16 protein-coding genes, 1 tRNA gene, 1 pseudogene and 1 riboswitch are annotated in these 22115 nt (G+C 59.6%); of the genes and pseudogenes, 8 read left to right on the top strand and 10 right to left on the bottom strand.

Annotated elements, in window-relative coordinates:
* Positions 1-50 precede the first annotated feature (50 nt).
* The gene (locus GKZ68_RS18885; RefSeq protein WP_173117528.1) at positions 51-3068 is read left to right on the top strand and encodes a TonB-dependent receptor; all 3018 of its coding nucleotides are present in this window, start codon (positions 51-53) and stop codon (positions 3066-3068) included.
* 138 nt (positions 3069-3206) lie between these two features.
* Positions 3207-4289 (top strand): lysylphosphatidylglycerol synthase transmembrane domain-containing protein, encoded by a 1083-nt coding sequence (locus tag GKZ68_RS18880; RefSeq protein WP_173117526.1) that lies wholly within the window; start codon positions 3207-3209, stop codon positions 4287-4289.
* Between the two features lie 6 nt (positions 4290-4295).
* On the opposite strand, the pseudogene GKZ68_RS18875 reads toward GKZ68_RS18880, so the two are convergent.
* From GKZ68_RS18875 to GKZ68_RS18855, 5 genes and pseudogenes are all read right to left on the bottom strand, one after another.
* Positions 4296-5099: pseudogene (locus GKZ68_RS18875) on the bottom strand (IS5 family transposase).
* Positions 5100-5129: 30 nt separating this feature from the next.
* Positions 5130-5987 (bottom strand): hypothetical protein, encoded by an 858-nt coding sequence (locus tag GKZ68_RS18870; protein WP_173117524.1) that lies wholly within the window; start codon positions 5985-5987, stop codon positions 5130-5132.
* Positions 5988-6043: 56 nt separating this feature from the next.
* Positions 6044-7339 carry an erythromycin esterase family protein gene (locus tag GKZ68_RS18865; RefSeq protein WP_173117522.1) on the bottom strand — a complete coding sequence of 432 codons (1296 nt, stop codon included), beginning with the start codon at positions 7337-7339 and terminating at the stop codon, positions 6044-6046.
* Positions 7340-7633, bottom strand: a complete 294-nt coding sequence (locus GKZ68_RS18860) for a hypothetical protein (protein ID WP_173117520.1) — start codon at positions 7631-7633, stop codon at positions 7340-7342.
* A gap of 248 nt (positions 7634-7881) precedes the next feature.
* Complete coding sequence (locus GKZ68_RS18855; protein ID WP_173117518.1) at positions 7882-8307, bottom strand: lipocalin family protein; 426 nt, start codon at positions 8305-8307, stop codon at positions 7882-7884.
* 171 nt (positions 8308-8478) lie between these two features.
* Here GKZ68_RS18855 and GKZ68_RS18850 point away from each other — a divergent pair, with 171 nt between their 5' ends.
* From GKZ68_RS18850 to metX, 3 genes are all read left to right on the top strand, one after another.
* A complete protein-coding gene (locus GKZ68_RS18850) occupies positions 8479-8775 on the top strand; it encodes a LysM peptidoglycan-binding domain-containing protein (protein ID WP_173117516.1) in 297 nt (98 codons plus the stop codon).
* Positions 8776-8974: 199 nt separating this feature from the next.
* Positions 8975-9092, top strand: a riboswitch (SAM riboswitch).
* 444 nt (positions 9093-9536) lie between these two features.
* The gene (locus GKZ68_RS18845) at positions 9537-10922 is read left to right on the top strand and encodes an O-acetylhomoserine aminocarboxypropyltransferase/cysteine synthase family protein (protein WP_173117514.1); all 1386 of its coding nucleotides are present in this window, start codon (positions 9537-9539) and stop codon (positions 10920-10922) included.
* A 133-nt stretch (positions 10923-11055) separates the two neighbouring features.
* Positions 11056-12084: a homoserine O-acetyltransferase gene (gene metX / locus GKZ68_RS18840; RefSeq protein WP_173117512.1), complete on the top strand. Its 1029-nt coding sequence runs from the start codon at positions 11056-11058 to the stop codon at positions 12082-12084.
* Between the two features lie 83 nt (positions 12085-12167).
* On the opposite strand, the gene GKZ68_RS18835 is transcribed toward metX, so the two are convergent.
* The 4 genes from GKZ68_RS18835 to GKZ68_RS18820 form a co-directional block, all read right to left on the bottom strand.
* The gene (locus GKZ68_RS18835; RefSeq protein ID WP_173117510.1) at positions 12168-12761 is read right to left on the bottom strand and encodes a hypothetical protein; all 594 of its coding nucleotides are present in this window, start codon (positions 12759-12761) and stop codon (positions 12168-12170) included.
* Between the two features lie 36 nt (positions 12762-12797).
* A complete protein-coding gene (locus GKZ68_RS18830; protein ID WP_254244068.1) occupies positions 12798-14288 on the bottom strand; it encodes a SusD/RagB family nutrient-binding outer membrane lipoprotein in 1491 nt (496 codons plus the stop codon).
* 48 nt (positions 14289-14336) lie between these two features.
* A complete protein-coding gene (locus tag GKZ68_RS18825; protein ID WP_173117506.1) occupies positions 14337-17504 on the bottom strand; it encodes a SusC/RagA family TonB-linked outer membrane protein in 3168 nt (1055 codons plus the stop codon).
* Between the two features lie 384 nt (positions 17505-17888).
* Positions 17889-19130 (bottom strand): alpha/beta hydrolase fold domain-containing protein, encoded by a 1242-nt coding sequence (locus tag GKZ68_RS18820; protein ID WP_173117504.1) that lies wholly within the window; start codon positions 19128-19130, stop codon positions 17889-17891.
* Between the two features lie 138 nt (positions 19131-19268).
* Between GKZ68_RS18820 and GKZ68_RS18815 the strand changes: the two genes are divergently transcribed.
* Positions 19269-20171, top strand: a complete 903-nt coding sequence (locus tag GKZ68_RS18815; protein WP_173117502.1) for an LD-carboxypeptidase — start codon at positions 19269-19271, stop codon at positions 20169-20171.
* A 4-nt stretch (positions 20172-20175) separates the two neighbouring features.
* Here GKZ68_RS18815 and GKZ68_RS18810 read toward each other — a convergent pair whose 3' ends face one another.
* Positions 20176-20517, bottom strand: a complete 342-nt coding sequence (locus GKZ68_RS18810; RefSeq protein WP_173117500.1) for a hypothetical protein — start codon at positions 20515-20517, stop codon at positions 20176-20178.
* A 134-nt stretch (positions 20518-20651) separates the two neighbouring features.
* Here GKZ68_RS18810 and GKZ68_RS18805 point away from each other — a divergent pair.
* Both GKZ68_RS18805 and GKZ68_RS18800 read left to right on the top strand, forming a co-directional pair.
* Positions 20652-20724: transfer RNA gene (locus tag GKZ68_RS18805), tRNA-Thr, on the top strand.
* A gap of 438 nt (positions 20725-21162) precedes the next feature.
* A complete protein-coding gene (locus GKZ68_RS18800; protein ID WP_173117498.1) occupies positions 21163-22086 on the top strand; it encodes a cation diffusion facilitator family transporter in 924 nt (307 codons plus the stop codon).
* Positions 22087-22115: the final 29 nt, after the last annotated feature.

Genomic DNA, 22115 nt, shown 5'->3' with positions numbered 1-22115 from the left:
GCAGTGCAACTATTGCGGGCCATTTGCGCACTTTGGCCGTTATGAATTTTATGAACAAGCTTACTTTTCCTACTGCCTTGGTTCTGGCCGGCGCGCTGGCGGCTAGCCCGCTGCTGGCCTTTAGCCAGGCGGGCGGGCGGGCGCCCGCCACATCGGCCCCGGCATCCCGCTCCACCGGCCGCATCAGCGGTACCGTTACCGACGCGGCCAACGGCAAGCCAGTGTCGTACGCGACCGTCAACGTCATCAACCCCACCACCAACAGCCCCGTGAACGGCGGCGTGGCCGGCGACGATGGCAAGTTTGTGCTGCCCGTGCCCGCCGGTACCTACCGCGTCGAAATCAGCTTTATCGGCTACCAGACGCAGGTGAAAAACGACGTGACCGTGGCCGCCGGCGCCAACCTGGCGCTGGGTAGCGTGGCCCTGCGCGGCGAAGCCCAGAAGCTGGGCGAGGTAGTGGTGACGGGCAAAAAGCCGCTCATTGAGGAGCGCGTGGACCGCACCATCTACAACGCCGACGTGGACAAGACCACGGCCGGCGGCGACGCCACCGACGTGCTCAAGCGCGTGCCGCTGCTGAGCGTGGACCTGGACGGCAACGTGAGCCTGCGCGGCAGCTCCAACATCCGAGTGCTGATTAATAACAAGCCCAGCACCATCGCGGCTAGCAGCGTGGCCGACGCGCTGAAGCAGATTCCGGCCGACCAGATTCAGACCGTGGAGGTCATTACCTCGCCGTCGGCCAAGTACGATGCCGAGGGCTCGGGCGGTATTATCAACATCGTTACTAAGACGAATAACCTGAAGGGCGGCTCGCTGGGCATCAACACCAGCGCGGGCCTGCGGGCCAGCAACCTGGGCCTGAATGGCAACTACCGCAACGGCAAGTTTGGCATCAGTCTGGGCGGTTTTGGGCGGGCCAGCTACAACCAGCCGGGCAGCTTCGAGAACAGCCAGACTAGTACCAGCCTGGCCACCGGCAACCGCACCACCGTGGCGCAAAGCGCCGACACCCGGCGCAACGACGCCTTCGGGCGCTACACGCTGGGCCTCACCTACGACTTCGACAAGCACAACTCGCTGGCGGGCTCGCTAGCCTACGGTGTGCGCAATGCTGACAACTACCAGAATACCCTGGTAAGCCGCATTGGCACCAACGGGGCCCCGCTGGCCGTGAACTCGCTGCGCGACGTGGTTTCGGTAAATAAATCGAACACCATCGACGCTAGCCTCAACTATACGCACACCTACCAGACCGAGCAGCGCGAGTTGAGCGTGCTGACGCTGTTTAGCCGCAATAACCAGACAAACAACTTCACCAACAGCGTTTTCAACCCGAGCGACCTGACCAAGAGCACCTACATCGGCCAGCTCGGCAACAACAACAACAGCTACAACGAGGAATTTACCGGCCAGCTTGACTACCAGACGCCGACGGTGAAAAACCAGCTGCTGGAGCTGGGTGCCAAGGACATTGTGCGCCGCGTGAACAGCGACTACAGCTACTTCTACGACCCGGCGCTGGCGCCGGCGGCCGGCAGCGGTACGCTGAATAATTCGTTTCGCTACCGCCAGAACGTGACGGCCGGCTACGCTACTTATACCATCGGGCTACCCAAGGGCTTTACGGTGAAGCCGGGCGTGCGCTTCGAGTACACTACCATCTCGGCTGATTTTACTAATAACAAGGGCGTGCTCACCAACACCACTATTCCCGACTACGGGGTGCTGGTGCCCAGCATCAACCTTTCGCGCAAGCTGGAGAACGGCAACGTGGTGAAGCTCTCCTATAACCGCCGCATTCAGCGCCCGTCGCTGCAATTTCTGAACCCTAACGTGCAAGCCAGCAACCCGTTGAATGCCTCAGCCGGCAACCCGCTGTTGCGCCCCGAATACACCAATAACTACGAGCTGGGCTACAGCACCACCGTGAAGCAGAAGGTGAACCTGAACCTGACGGCCTTTGTGCGCAACACTACCGGCGCCATCCAGACGGTGCGCGTGCCGCTGCCCGATTCGCTCAATCCCAACCGCATCCAGGGTGCGCTACTGAGCACGTTTCAGAACGCCGGCACCGAAAACGCCTACGGCGGCAGCCTTTTTGCGGGCGCCAACTCGGGCAAGCTCTCGCTCAATGCCAGCGTGGACGTGTACTACGCCGTGCTGCGCAACAACGACCCCAGCGCGCTCTACAACTCCAGCAACCGGGGCACCGTGGTGAATGCGCGGGCCTTCGGCTCGTATGACATGGGCAAGAACTACTCGCTCCAGCTCTTCGGCTTCTACCGGGGCCAGCAGGTGCAGCTGCAAGGCTACCAGAGCGGCTTCGGCATCTACAGCCTGAGTTTGCAAAAGAGTTTTGCCGAAAAGCGCGGCAGCATTGGTTTCGGGGCCGAGAATTTCTTCACCGGCCAGATTCGCATTCGCACCGACGTATCGACGCCCTACGTGGATAGCTACGCCTACAACGGCGTAAACGTGCCCATCAACGGGCCCATCCTGACCCAGAACAGCACCAACGTCATTCACAACCTGAACTTTAAAGTCAACTTCAGCTATCGCATCGGCAAGCTGACGGCTGGCGACACCGGCCGCCGGGGCAAGGGTGTGAACAACGACGACCTGAAGGAAGGCGGCGACAACGGCGGCGTTGGCGGCGGCGAGATGGGCGGTGGCCAGGGTGGCGGCGGGGGCGGCGGCCAGGGCGGCGGGCGGCCTAGCGGCGGCCAGCGCCCCGGCGGCTCTCCCGGCGCAGCCGGCCAGCGGCCGGGCGGGGCACGCCCAGCTAGCGCTACCGACTCGACGCGTCGCGTCATCCCGGCCGACTCGCTGCAACAGCTGCGCAATCAGGCTAGCCCTGCCTCGGCCACGCCCGGCGCTTCTACGCCAGCTACTCCTGGCCTAGCGGCCCCGGCCCAGCAACCAGCCGATAGCTCGGCTACCAAGCCGGCTGCTTCGCCGGCCATGAAACCCAACACCCCGGCCGCGCCGGTAGGCCCGCCCTCGCCGGGCACCACTTCGCCGGGCGGCATCACGCCGGCCGGCAGCCCCGGCGGGCGGCCCTAGCCCTGCCGCACCGGGCTAGCCGCTCGCGGAAAGGCTCTGCTACGCTTGTCGTAGCAGAGCCTTTTTCATTGACTGCTCACGCCTCGGAAGTCCAGGCCTAAGGGTGGCCGTATTTTTGTCCTATCTTTTCCCTGCTCTATGCCGCTAGCTTCTCCTCCCCCCGTCCCGGCCCGCCTCGATGCCGACCTGCTGCACCAGCTGCGGCCTTCGCGCATCGTAGTGCCGGCGCTGATTGGGTTGAGTGTGGTAGCTTTTTTATTCTGGCGCTCCTATAAGCCCGGCGACCTCGCCCCGCTGCTACACGCCAAATGGCAGTGGCTGTTTATTACGCTGCTGGTGCTGTGGGCGCGCGACCTGGGCTACATCTACCGCATCCGCAGCATTTCGGAAAAAGCGTTGAGCTGGCGGCAGTCCTTCGGGGTGATTGTGGTGTGGGAATTTGCCTCCTGCGTGCTGCCCTCGGCGGCGGGCGGCACGGCGGCGGCCCCGGTTATCCTCACCAAGGAAGGCATTCCGCTGGGTAAAGCCATTGCGTACACCATCGTCACGGCCTTTCTCGACAACCTCTATTATGTGCTGATGGTGCCCCTGGTGGTGTGGCTAGCCAGCGATGGCCTCTACCCCCACGGCCTGCAATCGGCGTTTGTGCAATCGCTACGCATCCTCTTCATTTTCAGCTACCTGGCCGTATCGGCCTACGCCGGCCTGCTCATTTATGCCTTGTTCGTAAATCCGCGCTCGGTGCGGCGCTTGCTGGTGCGCCTGGCTTCGGTGCGGGTGCTGCGGCGGTTTCGGCGGCTAGCCTACCGCCAGGGCCAGGAGATGGTACTGGCCTCGGCCCAGCTGCGCGGCGCGGGCGCCGCCTACTGGTGGCGGGCCAGCCTGAGCACCGTGTTTGTGTGGACGGCCCGCTACGCCGTTATCGGCTGCCTCATCGGCGCTTTTTCCCCCATGACGACGAACACGTTTCTGTTCATCTTTGCCCGCAATATCACCTACAAAGTCATTCTACTGCTGGCCATTACGCCGGGCGGCGCGGGCATTGCCGAGGGGGCGTTTCCGACGTTCTTCGGCCGCTTTATGGGCACGGCCGCCATGACGAGCTTCTTGGTGCTGCTCTACCGCATCGTCACGTACTACTTCTACCTGGCGCTGGGCGTGGCCTACCTGCCCCGCTGGCTGGCTAGCCCAACCCGGTCACGCGTGCCTAAGAGGGAGTAGGGAAAATCAATCGCTATGTTTAGGCGGCGGCCCTTTCGCCAGTCGCCGGAGCATGAGATAGCAGAAACAAGCTTTGATAATGGCCTCACTGACACGCGGATTGGTTTCATAGTCGCGGCCCGCTAGGCGGCGATACTTACTGAGCCAGCTGAAGGAGCGCTCGACGACCCAGCGCCGGGGTAGCACCACGAAGCCCTTGGTGCCGGGCGGGGCCCGCACCACCTCCACGCGTAGACCCAACGCCACGGCGGCGGTGGCCACCAGCGGCCCCTGGTAGCGGGCGTCGGCCCAAAGCAAGTGCAATTGTGGAGCATTGGCCTTGGCTTCGGCCAGCACGGGAGCAGCCCCGACGGGGTCTTGCACGCTGGCCGCCTGCACCAGCACGGCCAGGGGTAAGCTGGGTATCGACCACGATATGGCGCTTACGACCAGCTACTTGCTTGCCCGCGTCGTAGCCGTGACAGCCCCCCTTTTACCGCCCGTGCGCACCGACTGCGAATCGATGGCCCCGGCCGTGGGTTCCGTCTCGCGGGAGAGTCGGCGCACTTGCTGGCGCAGGCCCGTAAGCAGCCGGTCCCAGGTGCCGTCCTCGCGCCAGGCTTCGAACTGCTTGTAGACCGTGCGCCAGGGCGGTAGGTCCTGCGGCAGCAAGTGCCAGGCCCCGCCCGCGCGCAACTGGTAGAAAATAGCGTTGAGCAACTCCCGTTTACTGTGTAGTGGCGGCCGACCAAGGCCGCTGCTGCGCACGTAAGGCTCCGCTAGTTGCCATTCCATATCGGTTAAATCGGTAGCGTAAGCAGCGCGGAACATAGACCAAATTTACATCGCTCTTTTATTTCCCTATTCCCTCTTAGGCCGAGCCTCCGGTGTAGCCAGTGCCCCGCCCGGCCGCTGGTAGCTGTTCCAAAACTCGGGGCGATAGGGTACCTGGGGGGTCGGAGGCGGCGGGCTGCCCTTGGATGCCGCAGGCGCAACCGGCGCTGGTCCAGCCCCCGGCAATGGCTTGAATAACTGCTCGCTAAAGCTTTGATAATAAAAATTTTGTCGACTCTTGAGCACGCGGCCAGCGCTCATCGCCTGCCCCAGGCTGTGCCGGGCGTAGTAGCGGTTGTTTTCTCCCTTGGCGTACTCTACCACGTGCGTCGTGCGGTTGGCGGTTAATACCTGCGCGTAAAGCTGCGCTACCAGACTCGTTTTCTTTTGATTCTGACGTGCCACCCTGTTGTAGTACGCCGTATCGACTTGCCACAGCGCCTCGTAGCGCAGCACCGCATAGTCGTGCTGGCGCACCACCAGCTGCCCCTGGTACACGCCCGCGAGGTAAATCCCGGTGCTGCGATAGTCGGGCCGCCGGGCCGCAAAACTTAATACATACAGCGTTTCCGCGCCTTGCTGGCGCACACTGTCGAGCTTCAGGGCAAACTTCCGCAGATTGCGCGCCACGAATAACGGGGAAATCCGCACCGGGTCGGCCATGCTGCCCGCCGGGCCGGCAATGCCATTCGCCGCGGCGTTATAGTCTTTCGGGACTGCCCCCGCCAGCACGTGCCGTTGTTCTACCTGCCGGGCCGGACCGGGCTCCAGCATCAAAAAGCCTTTGGCGTAGTGCCGGTAGCCGGCCGGCACCCACTCCCGGCTCACCGTTTCAATTTCGTAGCGCAGCGTGTCGAAGTTGCTGAGGCGGCGGTGCGCGTACACCTCACTGGCGTACTCCTGCTGCTCATAGTTGGCCGGAATATTCTTGATAACATTCTTCAGAATGGTCTGCGGGTTGAGCGGGGGCTAGCCACGCGCACTTCCGCCAGCGCGTAGTGGGCCGGGGTCAGCACGACCATCAGCTCCTCGGTGCCGGGCGGCGACTGTACCGTTACGGCATCGTAGCCCAGGCTGCTTACCCGCAGCTTCGTGGGCCCCGGCAGCGCGAGCGCAAAATGCCCACTGGCATCGGCTACGGTCCCCCGCCCCTGCCCAGCCAGTTCTACCGAGGCGTAGGGCACCGGCGCGCGGCGCTGGTCGAGCACAACGCCCCGCACCGAGCGCAGGCCCGATACATCGGCCACCGCCACCACGCGCCGCATCGTAGCCCCGGTGCGGCTAGGTATCGGATTGGCCGAGCCGGGTTGGCTTAAAGCAGTTTGGCCGCTGGTACTATCGGCTGGCGCAGTAGCGGCGTCAGCCAGGAGGTGCGGCGGCTCCACGCTGCGCAAAAACAAAAACCCATCTACCACCTCACTCCAGGGCCCGGCCAGGGGCTGGTAGTCAAAGGCATACGTGGTAAGCTGGCGGCCGGGCGCATCATGCCGCAGGCTCACAAAGGCGAAGGGCGTATCCAAAGCTAGCAGGCTGACCTCCAGCGTACCGGCGGCGGGCGGGGGTACGGGCACGCCCGCGGTGCCGGGCAGGCCGTGGCTGCCGCCCCCCGCCAGGGTACCCAGGATGTATACCTGCCCCGGCGGCAGGGCCGCCTTTACCGCCTGGCCCATCGGCTGGTAGCTGCGCAATTCTTCGCTGTTCAGTACGCCCACTTGGTTGGCAAAATGAGGCAGCGCGCCCCAGCAGACCACTTTTTCGGTGGGGTGCTGGCGCAGGTACCACAGCAGGTTATCCGCCATTTGAGCATCGCGCTGGTTGCTGTCGGCCGCTACCCAGTCGGTGGCAGTCTTGGCGCTAGGGTCGTGGGTGGCATAGTCGCGGGCCAGCGCCCGCAGGCTGCGCAAGCACTGCTGCCAAAAAAGCGCGTCGTTGCGCCGGGCCGCCGTGGGCGCGGCGGCCGCCTTGCGCAGCAGCGGCTCGGCTTTGGCTAGCTCGGCCTCCACGTCGGCCAGGTGCAGGTTAGGCGAAAAGGCATAGTGCTCAGCCATGTAGCTCACCGCCTCATCCAGCAGATCATAGTTAATGGCCTTGTTGCCCTGCTCCTCATCCAGAAAATCGTCCAGGTCATCTACCAGGTCGTCGCTATAATCGCCCCCCAGCTGCGGGTCAAAGCCCATCACGCGCAAGCCATCCGGCCCCACCAGCGGCACCACCGCCTGAAACTCCTGCGTGCGCATCTAGACGGGGAAAATGCTGCCATTCAGGTTTTTACCAACCGACTTGCCAATGCTAATCTGCCGCTGCGCCTTGTGCAGGTCAAAAAAACTACTTTCCATGGCTAGGGTCGTAAAGCCTAGCCGCTGCTGCAAATAGGCCAGCAGCCGGGCTTTGGCCGCCAGCACGTTGCCCTCTCCGTGCGTGGGCTCGCCTAAAAAAACCACGCGGGCACTCCCGATTTCCGCTCGCAAAAACTCCAGCTCGGCGAAGGTGGTATCAGTTGGGCTCACGCTAGCCATTCGCCGCGCGGGCACTGCAAGCTGCTCACTACGGCTGCTTTGGGCCCAAGCCTCAGGGGCTCCAACGGCCATGCACCCCCATAGTAAAAGCCAGCCTAGCCAGCTCATCTTCCCGCCAAAATTCAAGGTAAACGACATATTCCCCAAATTTCGGCCTAAAGCCTTAGTTTGAAACACCCCACGAGGTATGTAACATAAAAAAAGCCCCGCTCCGGCACTGGAGCGAGGCTTTTAGCTGGGCATAAGCCCTGTTCAAGTCCTGATTATTTAGCCTTCAGCACGTACATGGCGCCGCTGGTGCCCGACAGCGATAGCTTGTCGCTGGTCAGCTTCTCTACTTTAAAGGTATTGGCTGTCGAGCCACCTTGGGGCGTAAGCGTCAAGGTCTTGGCAGCTTGGTCAAACGTGTAGGTTCCGGTCTGGCTTTGGCCGCCTTCGCTAGCGGTAAAATTGGTGGCGGTAAAAGTAAACTCTGCTTCTTTGGCAGCATCATCTAGCTTCATTTTGCTGCCCGAAGCATCTGTCTGCTTATCAGTTACCCATGTTTTACTACCTGAGCCATACAAGGTAGCTGCATCTTCTACCTTGCCTTTGTCGCCGCCACCGCAAGACGAAACAACGAACAAAACGGCAAGCGCACTCAGTAGCGAGGTAAAGTAAGCTCGGAAAGAAACTGTTGATAGGTTCATAAGGAGAAAGGAAAGAATGTGAAAGAAAAGCTACCTAGCTTCCGGCCTGCTTACGCGCGTATTTTTTTTTAGTTATCCGTAGTAACCCTGCGCAACTGCCGCCGTAAAAGGCTCAAAAGCACCCCGCTTTACGGACGCGCTTTTCTTTCACACTTTAACCGCATTTGTCACATGGGCCTGCTCGATTTTTTGAATAATGAGGGTGATAAAAAGCCCGCTGCACCGGCGCAGCCGGCCGCTGGTGGCACCGATTTTTTCGGCAACAGCAATGCTGCCAACACCGCTAATTCTGCTGCCGCCGGCACCAGCTATACGGTAGTAAGCGGTGATTCGCTCTCCAAAATTGCTAAAAACCACTACGGCGACGCCGCTAAATGGCACCAGATATACGAGGCCAATAAGGCCATCATCGGCTCTAACCCCGACCACATAGAAGTGGGCCAGGAGTTAACCCTACCTAGTATCTAGGTACTTTTTGCAGAAAAAAGGTGAGAAAAGCCACTCCACTATTGGGGTGGCCTTTTTGTTTGTAAGCACCACTCTTCCACCGGGAGCGCAAAAAATATTTTTGACTTTTGCGTGAGCGACCTTGCGCATATCGTGCGCTACACTATCTTTGCCCCTACCAATCCGGTACTCCCCGCAGCAGGCAGGGCAGTTTTAGTAAGTTTTATACAGAAGCGGCGAGAGATTAGGCTCTTTGACCCGCTGGCAACCTTCACCCACTGAAAGGTGCCAATTCCTACCCCGGTAGCTGCCACGCGCCGCCCGGGGGTCTATAACTCGAGTACCCATGGCACACCTACCCTTCTTCGCTGTTTCCGTCCCTTGCGTCGCTTTTGCGCGCAGCTTTGGGCCATTCTCGTCGGTATCGGCTAGCCCGGCGCCTTTGCGCCAGCGAATGCGAATGTGCTGTTGTTGCCAAGGCTAAGGCCCGGCGCTTTTTGCTTTTTTTCTCTTTTGCGGGTAGTGCTCGCAGCCGCTGGCCTAGCCACAGCTGCGGCCAACTGATGCGGCTAGCCCGCGCTCATAATCTTGAAATTCAAGTGCTTGTGCGGTAGCAGTGCAAAAGAGATAAGGCCCGAAACCAACAGCACGGAGCTTCGACCGGGGTTTTCGCTACCCTTTCGCTTTTCAGCGACGGCCGGCCGCGGCGGCGCGGCCGGGCTAGGATTACCCAGCCACTTTTTCCTCGCTCATTACTACTAATTTTTTAACCTCTTAGCCTCATGGCCACTCAAAACCTGCACTTTGAAACCCTGCAACTCCACGCCGGCCAGCAGCCCGACCCCACCACTGGCTCGCGCGCAGTGCCCATTCACCAGACCACCAGCTATGTATTCAAGAACGCGGAGCACGGCGCTAATCTATTCGCGCTGAAGGAGTTTGGTAATATTTATACCCGCCTGATGAACCCCACCACCGACGTATTCGAGCAGCGCATTGCCGCGCTCGAAGGTGGCGTGGCGGCCCTGGCCGTGGGCTCGGGCCAGGCGGCGCAGTTCATTGCCCTGAACAACATCCTGCAGCCCGGCGATAATATTGTGTCGAGCTCCTACCTCTACGGCGGCACCTACAACCAGTTTAAGGTGGCTTTCAAGCGCTTAGGCATAGAAGCGCGCTTTGCCGACGGCGACGATGCCGACAGCATTGAGGCGCTGATTGACGGCAAGACCCGCGCTATTTACCTCGAAACCATTGGCAACCCGAGCTTTAGCGTGCCCGATTTTGAGCGCGTGGCGGCCGTGGCCAAAAAGCACGACTTGCCGCTGGTAGTCGACAACACCTTTGGCGCGGGTGGCTTCCTGTTTCAACCCCTCAAGCACGGCGCCGATATTGTGGTGGAATCGGCCACGAAGTGGATTGGCGGCCACGGCACCAGCGTAGGCGGCGTGATTGTGGATGGTGGCACCTACGACTTCGGCAACGGCAAATACCCGCAGTTTACCGAGCCTAGCGAAGGCTACCACGGCCTGGTTTTCAACGATGTATTTGGGAAGAATGGGCCGTTTGGCAACATTGCCTTCATCATCCGCGCTCGGGTAGAAGGCCTGCGTGATTTCGGTCCGGCCATTAGTCCCTTCAACTCCTTCCTGCTGCTGCAAGGCCTCGAAACCCTGAGCCTGCGCGTGGAGCGCACCGTCGAGAATGCCCTCAAAATAGCCCAGTGGCTAGAGCAGCATCCGCAGGTGGCACACGTGAATTACCCTGGGCTAGCCAGCAGCCCGCACCACGCCACGGCCGCCAAGTACCTGAAGCGCGGCTTCGGCGGCGTGCTATCGTTTGCCCTGCACGGCAGCAAAGACACGGCCACGGCCCTAATTGATAACCTCAAGCTAATCAGCCACCTGGCTAACGTGGGCGATGCCAAGACGCTCATCATTCAGCCTTCGGCCACTACGCACCAGCAGCTGAGCGAGCAGGAGCAGCTCGCCTCGGGCGTGACGCCCACGCTGCTGCGCCTATCGGTGGGCATCGAGCATTTTGAGGACATCAAAGCCGACCTGAAGCAGGCACTGGCGGCCGCCGCTGCCACCGCGCCGAAGGGCACGGATGAGGCGACCGATACGATTCCGGAGCCCGAGCCGGAGCACGCCCAGCCGCTGGAAGTATAAGAAAAATAACTCCTTATAGAATGGTGCCCCGGCAAAAGCTGGGGCACCATTTTGTATTACAGAAGCCGCTAATCGGCCACTACTGGCTTCCGCCGCTAGCCGCTTTTTTATCCGCCTTGTTTAATAGCCTGTTATGTCTGCTTTATTGTTCTCCTTACCCGACCCATTTCTCCTGGAAAGCGGCGAGGTGCTGACCGGCGCGCGGGTTGCCTACCGCACCTGGGGGCAGCTCAACGCCACCCGCGATAACGTGGTGTGGGTGTGCCACGCCCTCACGGCCAATGCCGACGTGCTCGACTGGTGGCCGGGGCTGTTTGGAGAAGGCTGTTTTTTTGACCCGGCCGACTGGTTTATCGTGTGCGCCAATGTATTGGGGTCGTGCTACGGCAGTACCTGCCCGCTCGACCCCGACCCCGCCACCGAGCTCGGGCGCTTTCAGGCATTTCCGCTGCTCACCATCCGCGACCTGGTGGCCGCCCACGAGGCGCTGCGCCAAGAGTTGGGGCTAGGGTACATTCACACGCTCATCGGCGGCTCGCTGGGCGGGCAGCAGGCGCTGGAATGGGCGGCCAGCCACCCCGAAGCTATTGGCCATCTAGCAGTTATTGCTACCAGCGCCCGGCACTCGGCCTGGGGCATTGCCTTTAATGAGGCGCAGCGGCTAGCCATCGAGGCCGATGCCACCTACCACGAAAACCGGCCCGGCGGCGGCGATGCCGGCCTAGCGGCGGCCCGCGCCGTGGCGCTGCTCAGCTACCGCAGTTACGAGGCCTACGGCAGTACCCAGACCGAGCCGACCAACGACGTCTTACGCGACTTTCGGGCCAGCTCTTACCAGCGCTACCAGGGCAATAAGCTCGTGGCCCGCTTCGACGCCTACAGCTACGTGGTGCTCACGCGGGCCATGGATTCGCATAACCTGGGCCGGGGCCGGGGCGGCGTGGCGGCGGCGCTGGCCACCATTCGGGCGCGCACGCTGGTGCTGGGCATTACCTCCGATGTGCTCTTCCCACTCAGCGAGCAGCAGGCCATTGCCGAGGGCATTCCGGGGGCAGTGTACGGAGAGTTGGATTCGAGCTTCGGTCACGACGGATTTTTGCTCGAAACGGGTAAAATCACGCAGGCCTTGGAGGCATTTTATGCAGCAGCGCTGGCCGAATAGCTAGCGGCGACGAGCGCTAACTATCAAAAAAAGAGCCCTGACAATGTGCCAGGGCTCTTTTTTATTGTTCAATTTAATCTTTTCTATATCAGACGCACATCCACTTCGGTGGAAATGAGTTGTGTACCATCTTCCAGTGTAACGAGGAAGAAGAAACGAAGTTGATTAGGGGTCTGCGGGGTTGGGTTTGGAGTGAGCGTTTGGCTCAACCGCTTTGTCTGACCGGTAAAGACGTAGGCCGTGCCTTTAACAGCGCTTGCCGCTAGCTGGCGGCTGTACGCACGTACGGTAGGCAGGTCTGAGGAAAACGTGATAGTGTTAGAACCGTTACCGGCAATGGGAGCGCCCGGGTAATTAGGAGCACTCGAGTTTTGCAGATACGAAACCCCGCTGTTACCCATAGCAATTTTCGTGATTTCCTTAATTTTACCCTTGTCAGCGGGAATGCTAAGGGCAATCGAGAACGTGCCGGTAGAATTAGTAGGGCCTTGCGTAGTATCCACTTTGGCAGTGACCACCGGAAAGCGCTCAAAATACACTTGGTTGGTAACGGTAATCGGGATGGCGGCTAGGCTATCCTGCAGCGGACCAAGCTTATTACCGTAATCCTTCTTGCAAGCTGCGAAGCTTACCGCCAATAGGAGAAGCGCAAAAAATTTGAGAACTATATTCTTCATAATCCAAGAGCGAATGAGAGTGAACGATACGGAGAGCTAATAGGAAGCCCACCAAACCTTATCCGTGATTAAGGCCTTTGGGACATTGTCAGCATTAGCCTGTATCTCAGATGGCGGATACAGCAAGCGTTGCGGTATGGTCGGGGTAATCGTAACGTTCAGGGCTGGTTTCAGGCTCGGATAGCCCGTGCGACGGTAGTCGTTGTAGGCTTCGTAGCCATTACCCACCCAGGCGGTCCACTTCTGGCGAATAATCTGGTTCACCTTGTGCGCGTCGCTGCCAGATAGCGTTACAATGGCCGGGTTGGCGGCGAAATAGGCATCTATAACGGTTGTTGACAGGCCGGTTTCCTCCATCGACCGGCGAATACCCTCCTGATAGAGCGCATTAGCATCGCCCGCTGTCTTCAGCATTATGGCCGACTCGGCTAGAATGAAGGCCCGCTGGAAATTAGTGAGTAAGCGTATCGGAGCCGACCCTGCCCCTGACTTACCATTCAGCACATATGGTCCGTAAACCGAGCGGAGCGTTTTCGTTGGGTCGGGGTCGCGGGCCGGTGGCGTACTATTGCTACCATTTTCGAAGCCCGTAAACTTGCCGAATGACGTTGTTTCGGTCGGGGTTGGGTTAGCCGGCGTAGTGGTGAAATACTGGGGCAGGCGGGGGTCATTGTAGGCTGCCAGCGAATCCAGAAAGCGCGTGCTAGCCATCTGGTCGTCGGGCCGGTTCGTCACGTTATACGAATAGAACGGACTCGTATTTCCTACTGAAGCGCCAAAAGGCACGGCAAAATCATCGGCATTGGCATTAATGGCCGCGCTGCCATCGGCACCCTTAGCCAGAACTTCGTTGATGACTTTGGTAGCCAGGGCCGGGTCTTTGCGGCTCACCGTATTGGCAAACTTTAGCAGCAGCATATTGCCGACTTTCTTCCATTTGGCAAGATTACCGTTATACACGAGGTCATCGGCACCGGGCATTAATGCGCTCGGCTTGTCAAGGTCAGCCATGCCTTCTCGCACCAGGTCAAACAGGCTTTGAATTCCGGTTGCACCCTCGTAGATATCCTGTTGCTTGTCAAATCCCGGGTGGATATTACCTAGTCCCTGCAACGCCTGCGAGTACGGAATGTCGCCCCAGAGGTCGGTGGCCAACGCAAAATCGTAGGCTTTGATAAGCTTGGCAATACCCGCATAGGCCGGGCTGGTGGCCTGAGTACTCGTAATCAGTGTCTGCGCGCCAATCAGGTCGGTGCCGTACAAATCGCTCCGCCACTCGTTGTCGTAGTTGCCAGTGATAACGTAGCGGTCCTCTGTAAACGGCTGGTTGTTAATACCGGCGTAGTGCTGAATGAACAGGTCCGCATCCCGGCCCAGGGTATTACCTACCACAAAAGCGGTACCAACAGTAATTGTCGGCAACTGCACGTTAGGCGGAACGGCGCTCACGTTGTTTGGGCTAACGTTAACGTCCAGAAACTTATTTGGGGAGCAGCTTACGGCCGCCAGGGCGGCAAGAGCAAGCATCGCATAGCGGAAATTAGCTATATTCTTCATTAGGCTTATGTATGTCGATTAGAGGGAGAACCGCAGGTAGGCGCCATAGCTGCGAACGCTTGGCGGACCCTGTAGGTCGAGCCCCCGAATGTTGCCGGCACCCTGGGTATTCACTTCGGGGAAGAAGTTAGCATTGGGTGCGTAGTAGAACAGGTTACGGCCAGACAGAGAGAAAGAAACGTTGCCGAAGGGAGTATGCTCCAGCAGGCCCTTGGGCAACGCGTAGCTCAGCGATACTTCGCGCAGGGTATAGTGCGTGCCATCGAAGATGTTCAGGTCGCTTTGCAAGCCTTGGTTGCTCCAGTAGCTCTGCGCGTCTATCTGAATGTTGTTGGGCCGGTACGAGGTAGTACCGTCGGGGTTAGTTACCGCAATCACCCCGGGAATGATGCGCGGCTGGTCCCGGTTCTGGCCGGTTTCTTTCAGCATCCCGGCATTGCGGTAGGCCGCCTGCGTGAAGGACAGAATGTCGCCGCCCACAATGGCATCAATCAGGAAAGAGAATGTCAGGCCTTTATAGGCGAAGGTGTTGGTTACACCGCCCTGCCAGTTGATGTTGGGATTGGCCGTCTGCTGCGAGCTAAGCTCGGGCACCCACAGGCCCGTCTGGCCGTTTATCAGGTACTGACCATCCGGAGCAGTTGCTTTTTTCTGGCCCAGAATAACGCCATAAGGCTGTCCTACTACGTACGAAGGTACCGAGCCAATAAATGCACTGCCCGGAATCGACGAGCTGGTAACGCCGGGGTAAATCGACACGACCAGGTTGCGGTTGCGCGTGTAGTTGGCCGTGATATCCCACGAGAAACCCGAAGCAGCTTTCACGGGCGTGATGGTAGCCAAGAACTCAAGGCCCTTGTTTTCCAGACGGCCCGCGTTGGTATAGAAGCTGCCGTAGCCGGTCGTACCGGGGAGCGTAACGGGCAGAATCAGCTGGGTGCTGGCCGTCGTGTAGTACGTAGCGTCCAGGGTAAGCCGGTTGTTGAAGAAGCCTACGTTTGCCCCCACTTCAAATGAGCGGGTAAACTCCGGCTTAAGCTGGTCGCCGCCGCCTAGCGTAGAGCTCGGGGTAAAGCCAACCAAGCCGTTAAACGGATAAGTTACGTTAGCCACATTATTGCCCTGACCTGCCTGCGTGTAGTAAGTGGCAATCTGATAAGGAGGCGCATCGCGGCCTACCTGGGCGATGTTGGCCCGAATCTTCCCGTAGGAGAAAAAGTCAGAGCTGATTTTAAAGGCATCCGTGAACACGAAGCTCGCCGCGAGGGAGGGATACAGATACGTGTTGTGCGCAACAGGCAAAGTCGAGGTCTGGTCAACGCGCGCGGTTGCTTCCAGGAACAAATAGTTATTATAGGCCAACGAGAGCTGCCCGAAATAGCCTAGGGTGCGGCGCTTGAAAGTACCGTTGCCAGCGCCATCGCCGCTACCGTTGAAGTTGGCCGCGTTGCTGAGGTTGTAGAAGCCAGGCAGCGACAGCGAAACCCCCGATACGTACTGCTCATTGCGCACGCGCTGGTTGGTTTGCTGCCCCACCAGTAGCGTAGCGTTCAGCTTGTCGAGGAAGAAATTCTCCTTCTTAGCCGTAATCAACAGGTCACCGGTAAATTCAGTGTACTGAATATTGTCTTCAAAAATCAGACCGGTGGGGTTACGCGCCGAGCTAAGCGCAGCAATCTGCTTACGACGGTCATTATAGGTATCCAGACCAGCCCGGTAGAGTACGCTCAGCCACGGGGTGAACTCGTACCCGATAGTAGCCACGTTGATGAAGCGGGTTACACTGCTCGACGTATTGCTGTTGGCCAGGTTGAAGTTCGGGTTATCCGACCCTGGAAAATAGATGTTAGCACCCAGGGCAGTTTGGTAGGGCTGGTTCTGCAGGTCGAAGCTGCGGGGAACTGCGCCTAGCGTACCGAAGGCGCTACCGCCGTTGCCCGTCTGCGGAGCCAGTTGGTCGGTTTGCGAGAAGTTAACCGAGCCCGTAATGCGAATCTTATTCTGAAGAGTAGAGGCCCCAGCTAGCTGCGCGTTGATGCGGTCCAGGTTTGACGAGGCGGTAATACCCGTCTGGTGCGTGTCGTTGACGTTGAGCGAGAAGTTGGAAGTCCCGTTATTACCGGCCAGCTGCACGCCATTAGTCAGCAACACGCCCGTTTTGAAGAAATTACGGATGTTATCGGGGTATGCTTGGTAGGGTAGGTTAGTACCGTTGGTGAGCAACAAACCGTTAGCCAGGGTAGGCGTAGTGCCAAAGGCGGGACCCCAGGAGGTCGACCTGCCGGTGAAGATATTACCCAGGCCACCTGCCGTAGTATTCACGCCGAGGCTGCCCTGACCGTAGGTGTTCTGAAAATCAGGAAGTCCGAGTACCGTCTGCAGGTTGACACCCGAATTCACATTCACTTCTAGCTTTTTGTTGACGTTGGCCCCCGACTTAGTCGTAATCAGAATAGCTCCCGAGGCGGCCCGTGAACCGTAAAGTGCAGCGGCTGCCGGTCCTTTCAAAATACTGATGTTGGCTACGTTCTCCGGGTCAATATCGGCCAGTCGGTTGGAGGTTTGCGCCCCGTACAGCGTACCGGCCGCACCGCCGTTGGTACGGTCAGTATCATTGCTAATTGGCACACCATCTACCACCACCAGCGGCTGATTGCTTTGCGTTAGCGACGTAATACCCCGGATGTTGATGTTGGTAGAAGAGCCGGCCAAGCCGCTGGAACCCGTAATGTTTACTCCCGAAACCTTGCCTTGCAAGGCATTCACCACATTGGGCTCCGATTTGGCAGCTAGCTGATTACCTTGTACTTCCTGGGTGGCGTAGCCCAGCGTGCGTTTGTCCTTAGCAATGCCAAGCGCAGTTACTACTACTTCGCTCAATTCCCGGGTATCCTGCGCCAGCGCTATGTTAATCTGCGTATTTGTACCAATTACGCGCTCCTGGGTAGCCATACCTACCGAGGAGAAGACAAGGGTACCCCCATCTGCCGGTACCGTCAGCGAAAAGTTGCCATCGGCATTGGTAGAAATACCATTTGTAGTACCCTTCACGAGCACCGTTACTCCCGGCAGGCCCTCGCCGGTTTTCTGGTCCGTAACCTTTCCCGATACTGTCTTGGTCTGGGCCAGAGCAATCTGGAACGCCGTTATCAGTAGCAGAAAGGTTATAAGTAAGCGTCTTTTCATGCAAGTGTAATGGGTAATGTGAAGAAAAATGTGAAATAAATCCAGCCCTAAACTAGGCACTAACAATTAGCCATTCACAACACCTTGCCTATTTTTTTTGCAGAAAATAAAAAAGGCCCCCTTTTTCGCAGGGGGCCTTTTACATAAATAACCTGTAAATCAAGGGTAACACCCTGGTAAAACACCCATAATCTTCTCGCATGAATTTATTACACAGCCTATTCCCTAAAGGAATAGATACGTGGATAGGGCAGCTATATCGCGGGCGATTTAGTAGCTGGACAGTTTAATAGTAGTCCGCCAGCTCAGCATTCACTTGCTTATCGGTATTTCATCCATAGGCGGGGTACTTGACCTTGACCGCTACTATGCTTGTGCACCGCCTCACTCAAATAGCACGCGCGCCGGCGCATATCCGGCAAATTTGAGCAAGTAGATACCAGCCGACAAGCTGCCCCGCGCGAGCTGCACTTGTTGTGCCTGCGGCGTAAACTGGCGCAACACGCGGCCAGTCATGTCAAGCAATTGTGCATCGCCCAGTTCCCGCCAATTAGTGGGCAGGGCCAGTTGTACCGCGTCGCGGGCGGGCGTGGGGTAAGCTAGCGCACTAAGGCTGGCGGCACTGGCCGCCCGCACTGCCAGCGGCGTGCCCGATAATCGCAGCAAGGGCCGTAAAAAATCGCGAATGGTCCAGAACGTGGTATCAGCATACGCCGCATTGCTCTCAAAGGGAATATGCGGCGCCTTGCTGAAGCGGCGCAGAGTGTTGCGGACACCCACGGCCGTAGCGCGCGGGTTCAGGCGGCCGCTGCCATATACGTACTTGGGTGGCAGCCCGCCGCCAATGCGCCCCTGCAGGTAAGGCACTGTGGCATCGGCTGTGCCGTGCACGCTGCACAGCGGGGCATTGCCGGCCTCGATGATGCTGGGGCTTTCGGTGGCGCCGCTCAGGTTGAGCACGGCGGCCACGGCGCTGCTGTAGCCGCCGTTGCCACCAGTACCCTCAATGCCGCCCAGCGCGGCTAGCCCTGCGTAGGCAGGCACTTCGCTGGGTTTGTCTAAGTAACCGGTTTCCAAAGCCATGAAGGCGCCGGCTGATGAGCCGCCCACCACGATGTAGTTGCTGTATACACGGTAAGCTTTAGTGGTGGCCGCATCGCTGCGAAAGAAGCGCACGGCGGCGCGCATATCCTGCATGCCCCGGATGGCGGCCTGGGCCACGCCCGCCGTATCGGCCGGCTGCGCAAGGCCCGTGAGCGGGAAGCCCAGGCGGTAGTCGATGCTGGCCGCCACGTAGCCCAGCCGCGCCATGCGGGTGCAGATGGCCACCATGTACGCGTCGGTTTTTGAGCCTACCAGAAACCCCCCCTGGTGGGCGAAAATGATGAGCGGCCGCCGTTTCACGGTGTCGCCGGCCGGCTGGTAGATGTCCATTGTGAGCGTTTGCGAAGTGCCGCGGTAAGTAGGGGCCGTGGCATAAGCCACGCCGCTGGTCACCGTGACAGTGGCAAACACCGGCTGGTAGTAGCGCCCGCCCGTGGTGTCGGCGGGGGCTAGCTGGGCCGAGGCCAGCCCCGGGCTAGCCAGCAGTAAAAGGACCGTCAGGAAGCGGAGAAGTAGTTTCATAGATAAAATGCTGGCGGGTGTACAACGGCCAAGTTGGTGAGCAGTGGTTTTGCCAACGCAGGTTTGGCGCGGAAGGTTAGTGCGGCGGCGGTGGTTTCTTTGTGAACTTTTGCCACTCCTAGCCTCGGTTCTCGCCATATGCTGCCGCTCGCTCCCCCCTTTTTACAAGCTGGCCAGCGCGTGGCTATCGTGGCGCCCGCCCGCAAAATCACTACTGCCGAAATTGAGCTGGCCCGCCAAACGCTGCGAGGCTGGGGCCTGGAGGTGGTACTGGGCGAGAGCATCGACGCCGCGCACCAGCAGTTCGCGGGCGACGATGCACTGCGCCGCCGCGACTTTCAGCGCCAGCTCGACGACCTCGGCATCCGGGCCATCCTGTGCGCGCGCGGCGGCTACGGTACCGCCCGCCTGGTCGATGAGCTGGACTTCCGCGCCTTTGCCGAAAATCCGAAATGGGTGGCCGGCTTTTCCGATATTACCGTGCTCAACAGCCACTTGCTGCGGCTAGGCTACCAAAGCATTCACGGCGTGATGCCGGTGCTTTTCGGCCAGGAAAACGGCGAGGCCACCCTAGCCAGCCTGCACCACGCCCTGTTTGGCGGGTTGCTGGCGTGCGAGGCCCCGGCCCACCCGCTCAACCGCCCCGGCACGGCCACCGGCGAGCTGGCAGGCGGCAACCTGAGCCTGCTGCATACTATTACGGGTACCGGTTCGCAGGCCAGCTTTGCGGGGCGCATCCTGTTTTTAGAAGACCTCGATGAATATCTCTACCACATCGACCGCATGCTGCTGCACCTGCACCGCAGCGGGCAGCTGGCCGGGCTAGCCGGACTGGTGGTTGGTCACTTTTCGCAGATGCGCGACAACGCCGTGCCCTTCGGCCAAACGGCCTACGAGATTATCGACCACTACGCCCGGCGCTACAGCTTTCCGGTTGGCTACGGCTTCCCCATTGGCCATGAGCCGACCAACCAGGCCGTAGTAGTGGGCCGGCCAGCTACCCTCCGCGTTACGGCCGGGGGCAGCCAGCTTAGTCAGTAAATTACTAGCTTATTGGCACTTGCGTCGCTTGCGCAATACCTGTAACCCGGCCCCGGCCACCAGTCCGCCCACGCCGGCAGCCGCGCCGCAGGTTGTACTTACCGCCATCTATCATGTTGTAGTAAAAGCAATTGCTGAGGATATTGCCGAGCATAGCAGCTACGCGGGCCTTGCCCTCACTGGGCTGCGGCAGGTCAGTCAAATACAGAATTTCGCGCAGGCTGCGCTCGTCCAGTACCTCCATGCGGGGGCGTCGTCGGGGGCGCAGGCGGCGCGCCGTTTCGTGCAACACATTGAGGGGGACGGCCCCGGTAAAGCCGGCAGCCAGGAAGAGGAGTAGTTTCATACGGGCTTCTTTGGTGTCTGCATTCAGGCGCAGCCGGGGCGCCGGGATTGCGCAAAATTTTTGCAAGCATTGCGCCGCGTTGGTCGGGCTGCGTATATTTGCAGCCCTGATGGCTACGAGCCATTGTGGAAAGCGCCGATTTAGCTCAGCTGGTAGAGCAGCTCATTCGTAATGAGCAGGTCGTTGGTTCGAGTCCAATAATCGGCTCACCTATTCCTCCCCGGAGCACCCGGAAAACCGCTTCTCACGTCGTGAAGGCAGTTTTCCGGGTTTTTTGCGTCTGGGGGAATCGGTACTCCTGGGCGCGAAACGTGGGGTTTGCGGCGTGAGCCGCGCCCCCCTTTACGCCCCCTATTTATGGTTACCCAATTTGTGTTCCGTAGCGACAAGAAAGACAATATAGGTTTCCCCGTTCGCTAAGTCACTTATAGTCAGATATTTCTTTATACCACTCTTCAAATCCAGTCGGCGGCCGATAGCGCAACCGGCAACCTTGCCAAAAAACCACGCCGCAAGCTGATTTTTTGACTTCTTTCAGCGAAGCCATTACCGGTTGGGCCAGTGCGTAATAGCAATGGCCGGGGGCCGGCTACTGCGCCCAGCCCGCCAACCCCCGCCCTCCGGGCGCGTACATGTCGGTTGCCTATGTCTGCAAACTCTTCTTCCAAGCTCTCGCTCTACGGTGGCATTGCCGCCAACGTGGCCATCGCCATCAGCAAATTTGTAGCGGCCTACGTCACCGGCTCTTCGGCCATGCTCTCCGAGGGTATTCACTCGCTGGTCGATACCGGCAACGGCGGCCTGCTGCTCTACGGCCTGAGCCGCAGCCAGCGCCCGGCCGATGCGCAGCACCCCTTCGGCCACGGTAAGGAGCTGTATTTCTGGGCGTTGATAGTAGCCGTGCTCATCTTTGCCATCGGCGGCGGCATGTCGTTTTACGAAGGCATTAAGCACTTGGAACACCCCGAGCCGCTCGAAGATGCTAAGTGGAACTACCTCGTGCTGGGCGTGTCCATCATTTTTGAGGGCGCGGCGCTGGTGCTGGCGCTGCGGGCACTGCTCGAAAAGCAGGCGGCGGGCACTAGTTTCTGGACCACCCTACGCACGAGCCGCGACCCGGCCGTGTTTGCCTCGGTGCTGGAGAATGCCGCCGCCGTGGCGGGGCTGCTCATCGCCCTGCTGGGCGTTTATTTTGGGCACCTACTAAATAATCCGCTCTTCGACGGCGGCGCATCCATCATCATCGGCCTATTGCTGATGGGCGTGGCTGTGCTGCTGGTGTCGCGCACCCGGGCACTGCTGGTGGGCGAAGGCGTGAGCGATGACACCCTAGCCGAGCTGCAAACCCTGGCCTGCGGCATCCCCGGCGTGACAACCGTGCGCCCGCCGCTCACTATGTACCTGGCCCCCGACGACGTGATGCTGGCCCTCGATGTGGACTTTGACGACCACCTCACGGCCACGCAGGTAGAAGAGGCCGTGGTGGCGGTGCAAAACAGCATTCGCGCCGGCTACCCTGAGTTTAAACGCATTTTCATCGAAGCCAAATCGCTGGCCGGCCGCGTGTAGCACGCCCCCCCACTAACTGGCTCCGGTGC

Origin of the sequence: Hymenobacter sp. BRD128 (assembly GCF_013256625.1) — a bacterium.
In the GTDB taxonomy this organism is placed as follows: domain Bacteria; phylum Bacteroidota; class Bacteroidia; order Cytophagales; family Hymenobacteraceae; genus Hymenobacter.
The sequence above is the reverse complement of the archived record's forward strand: the minus strand, read 5'-3'. Positions and strand labels throughout refer to the sequence as shown.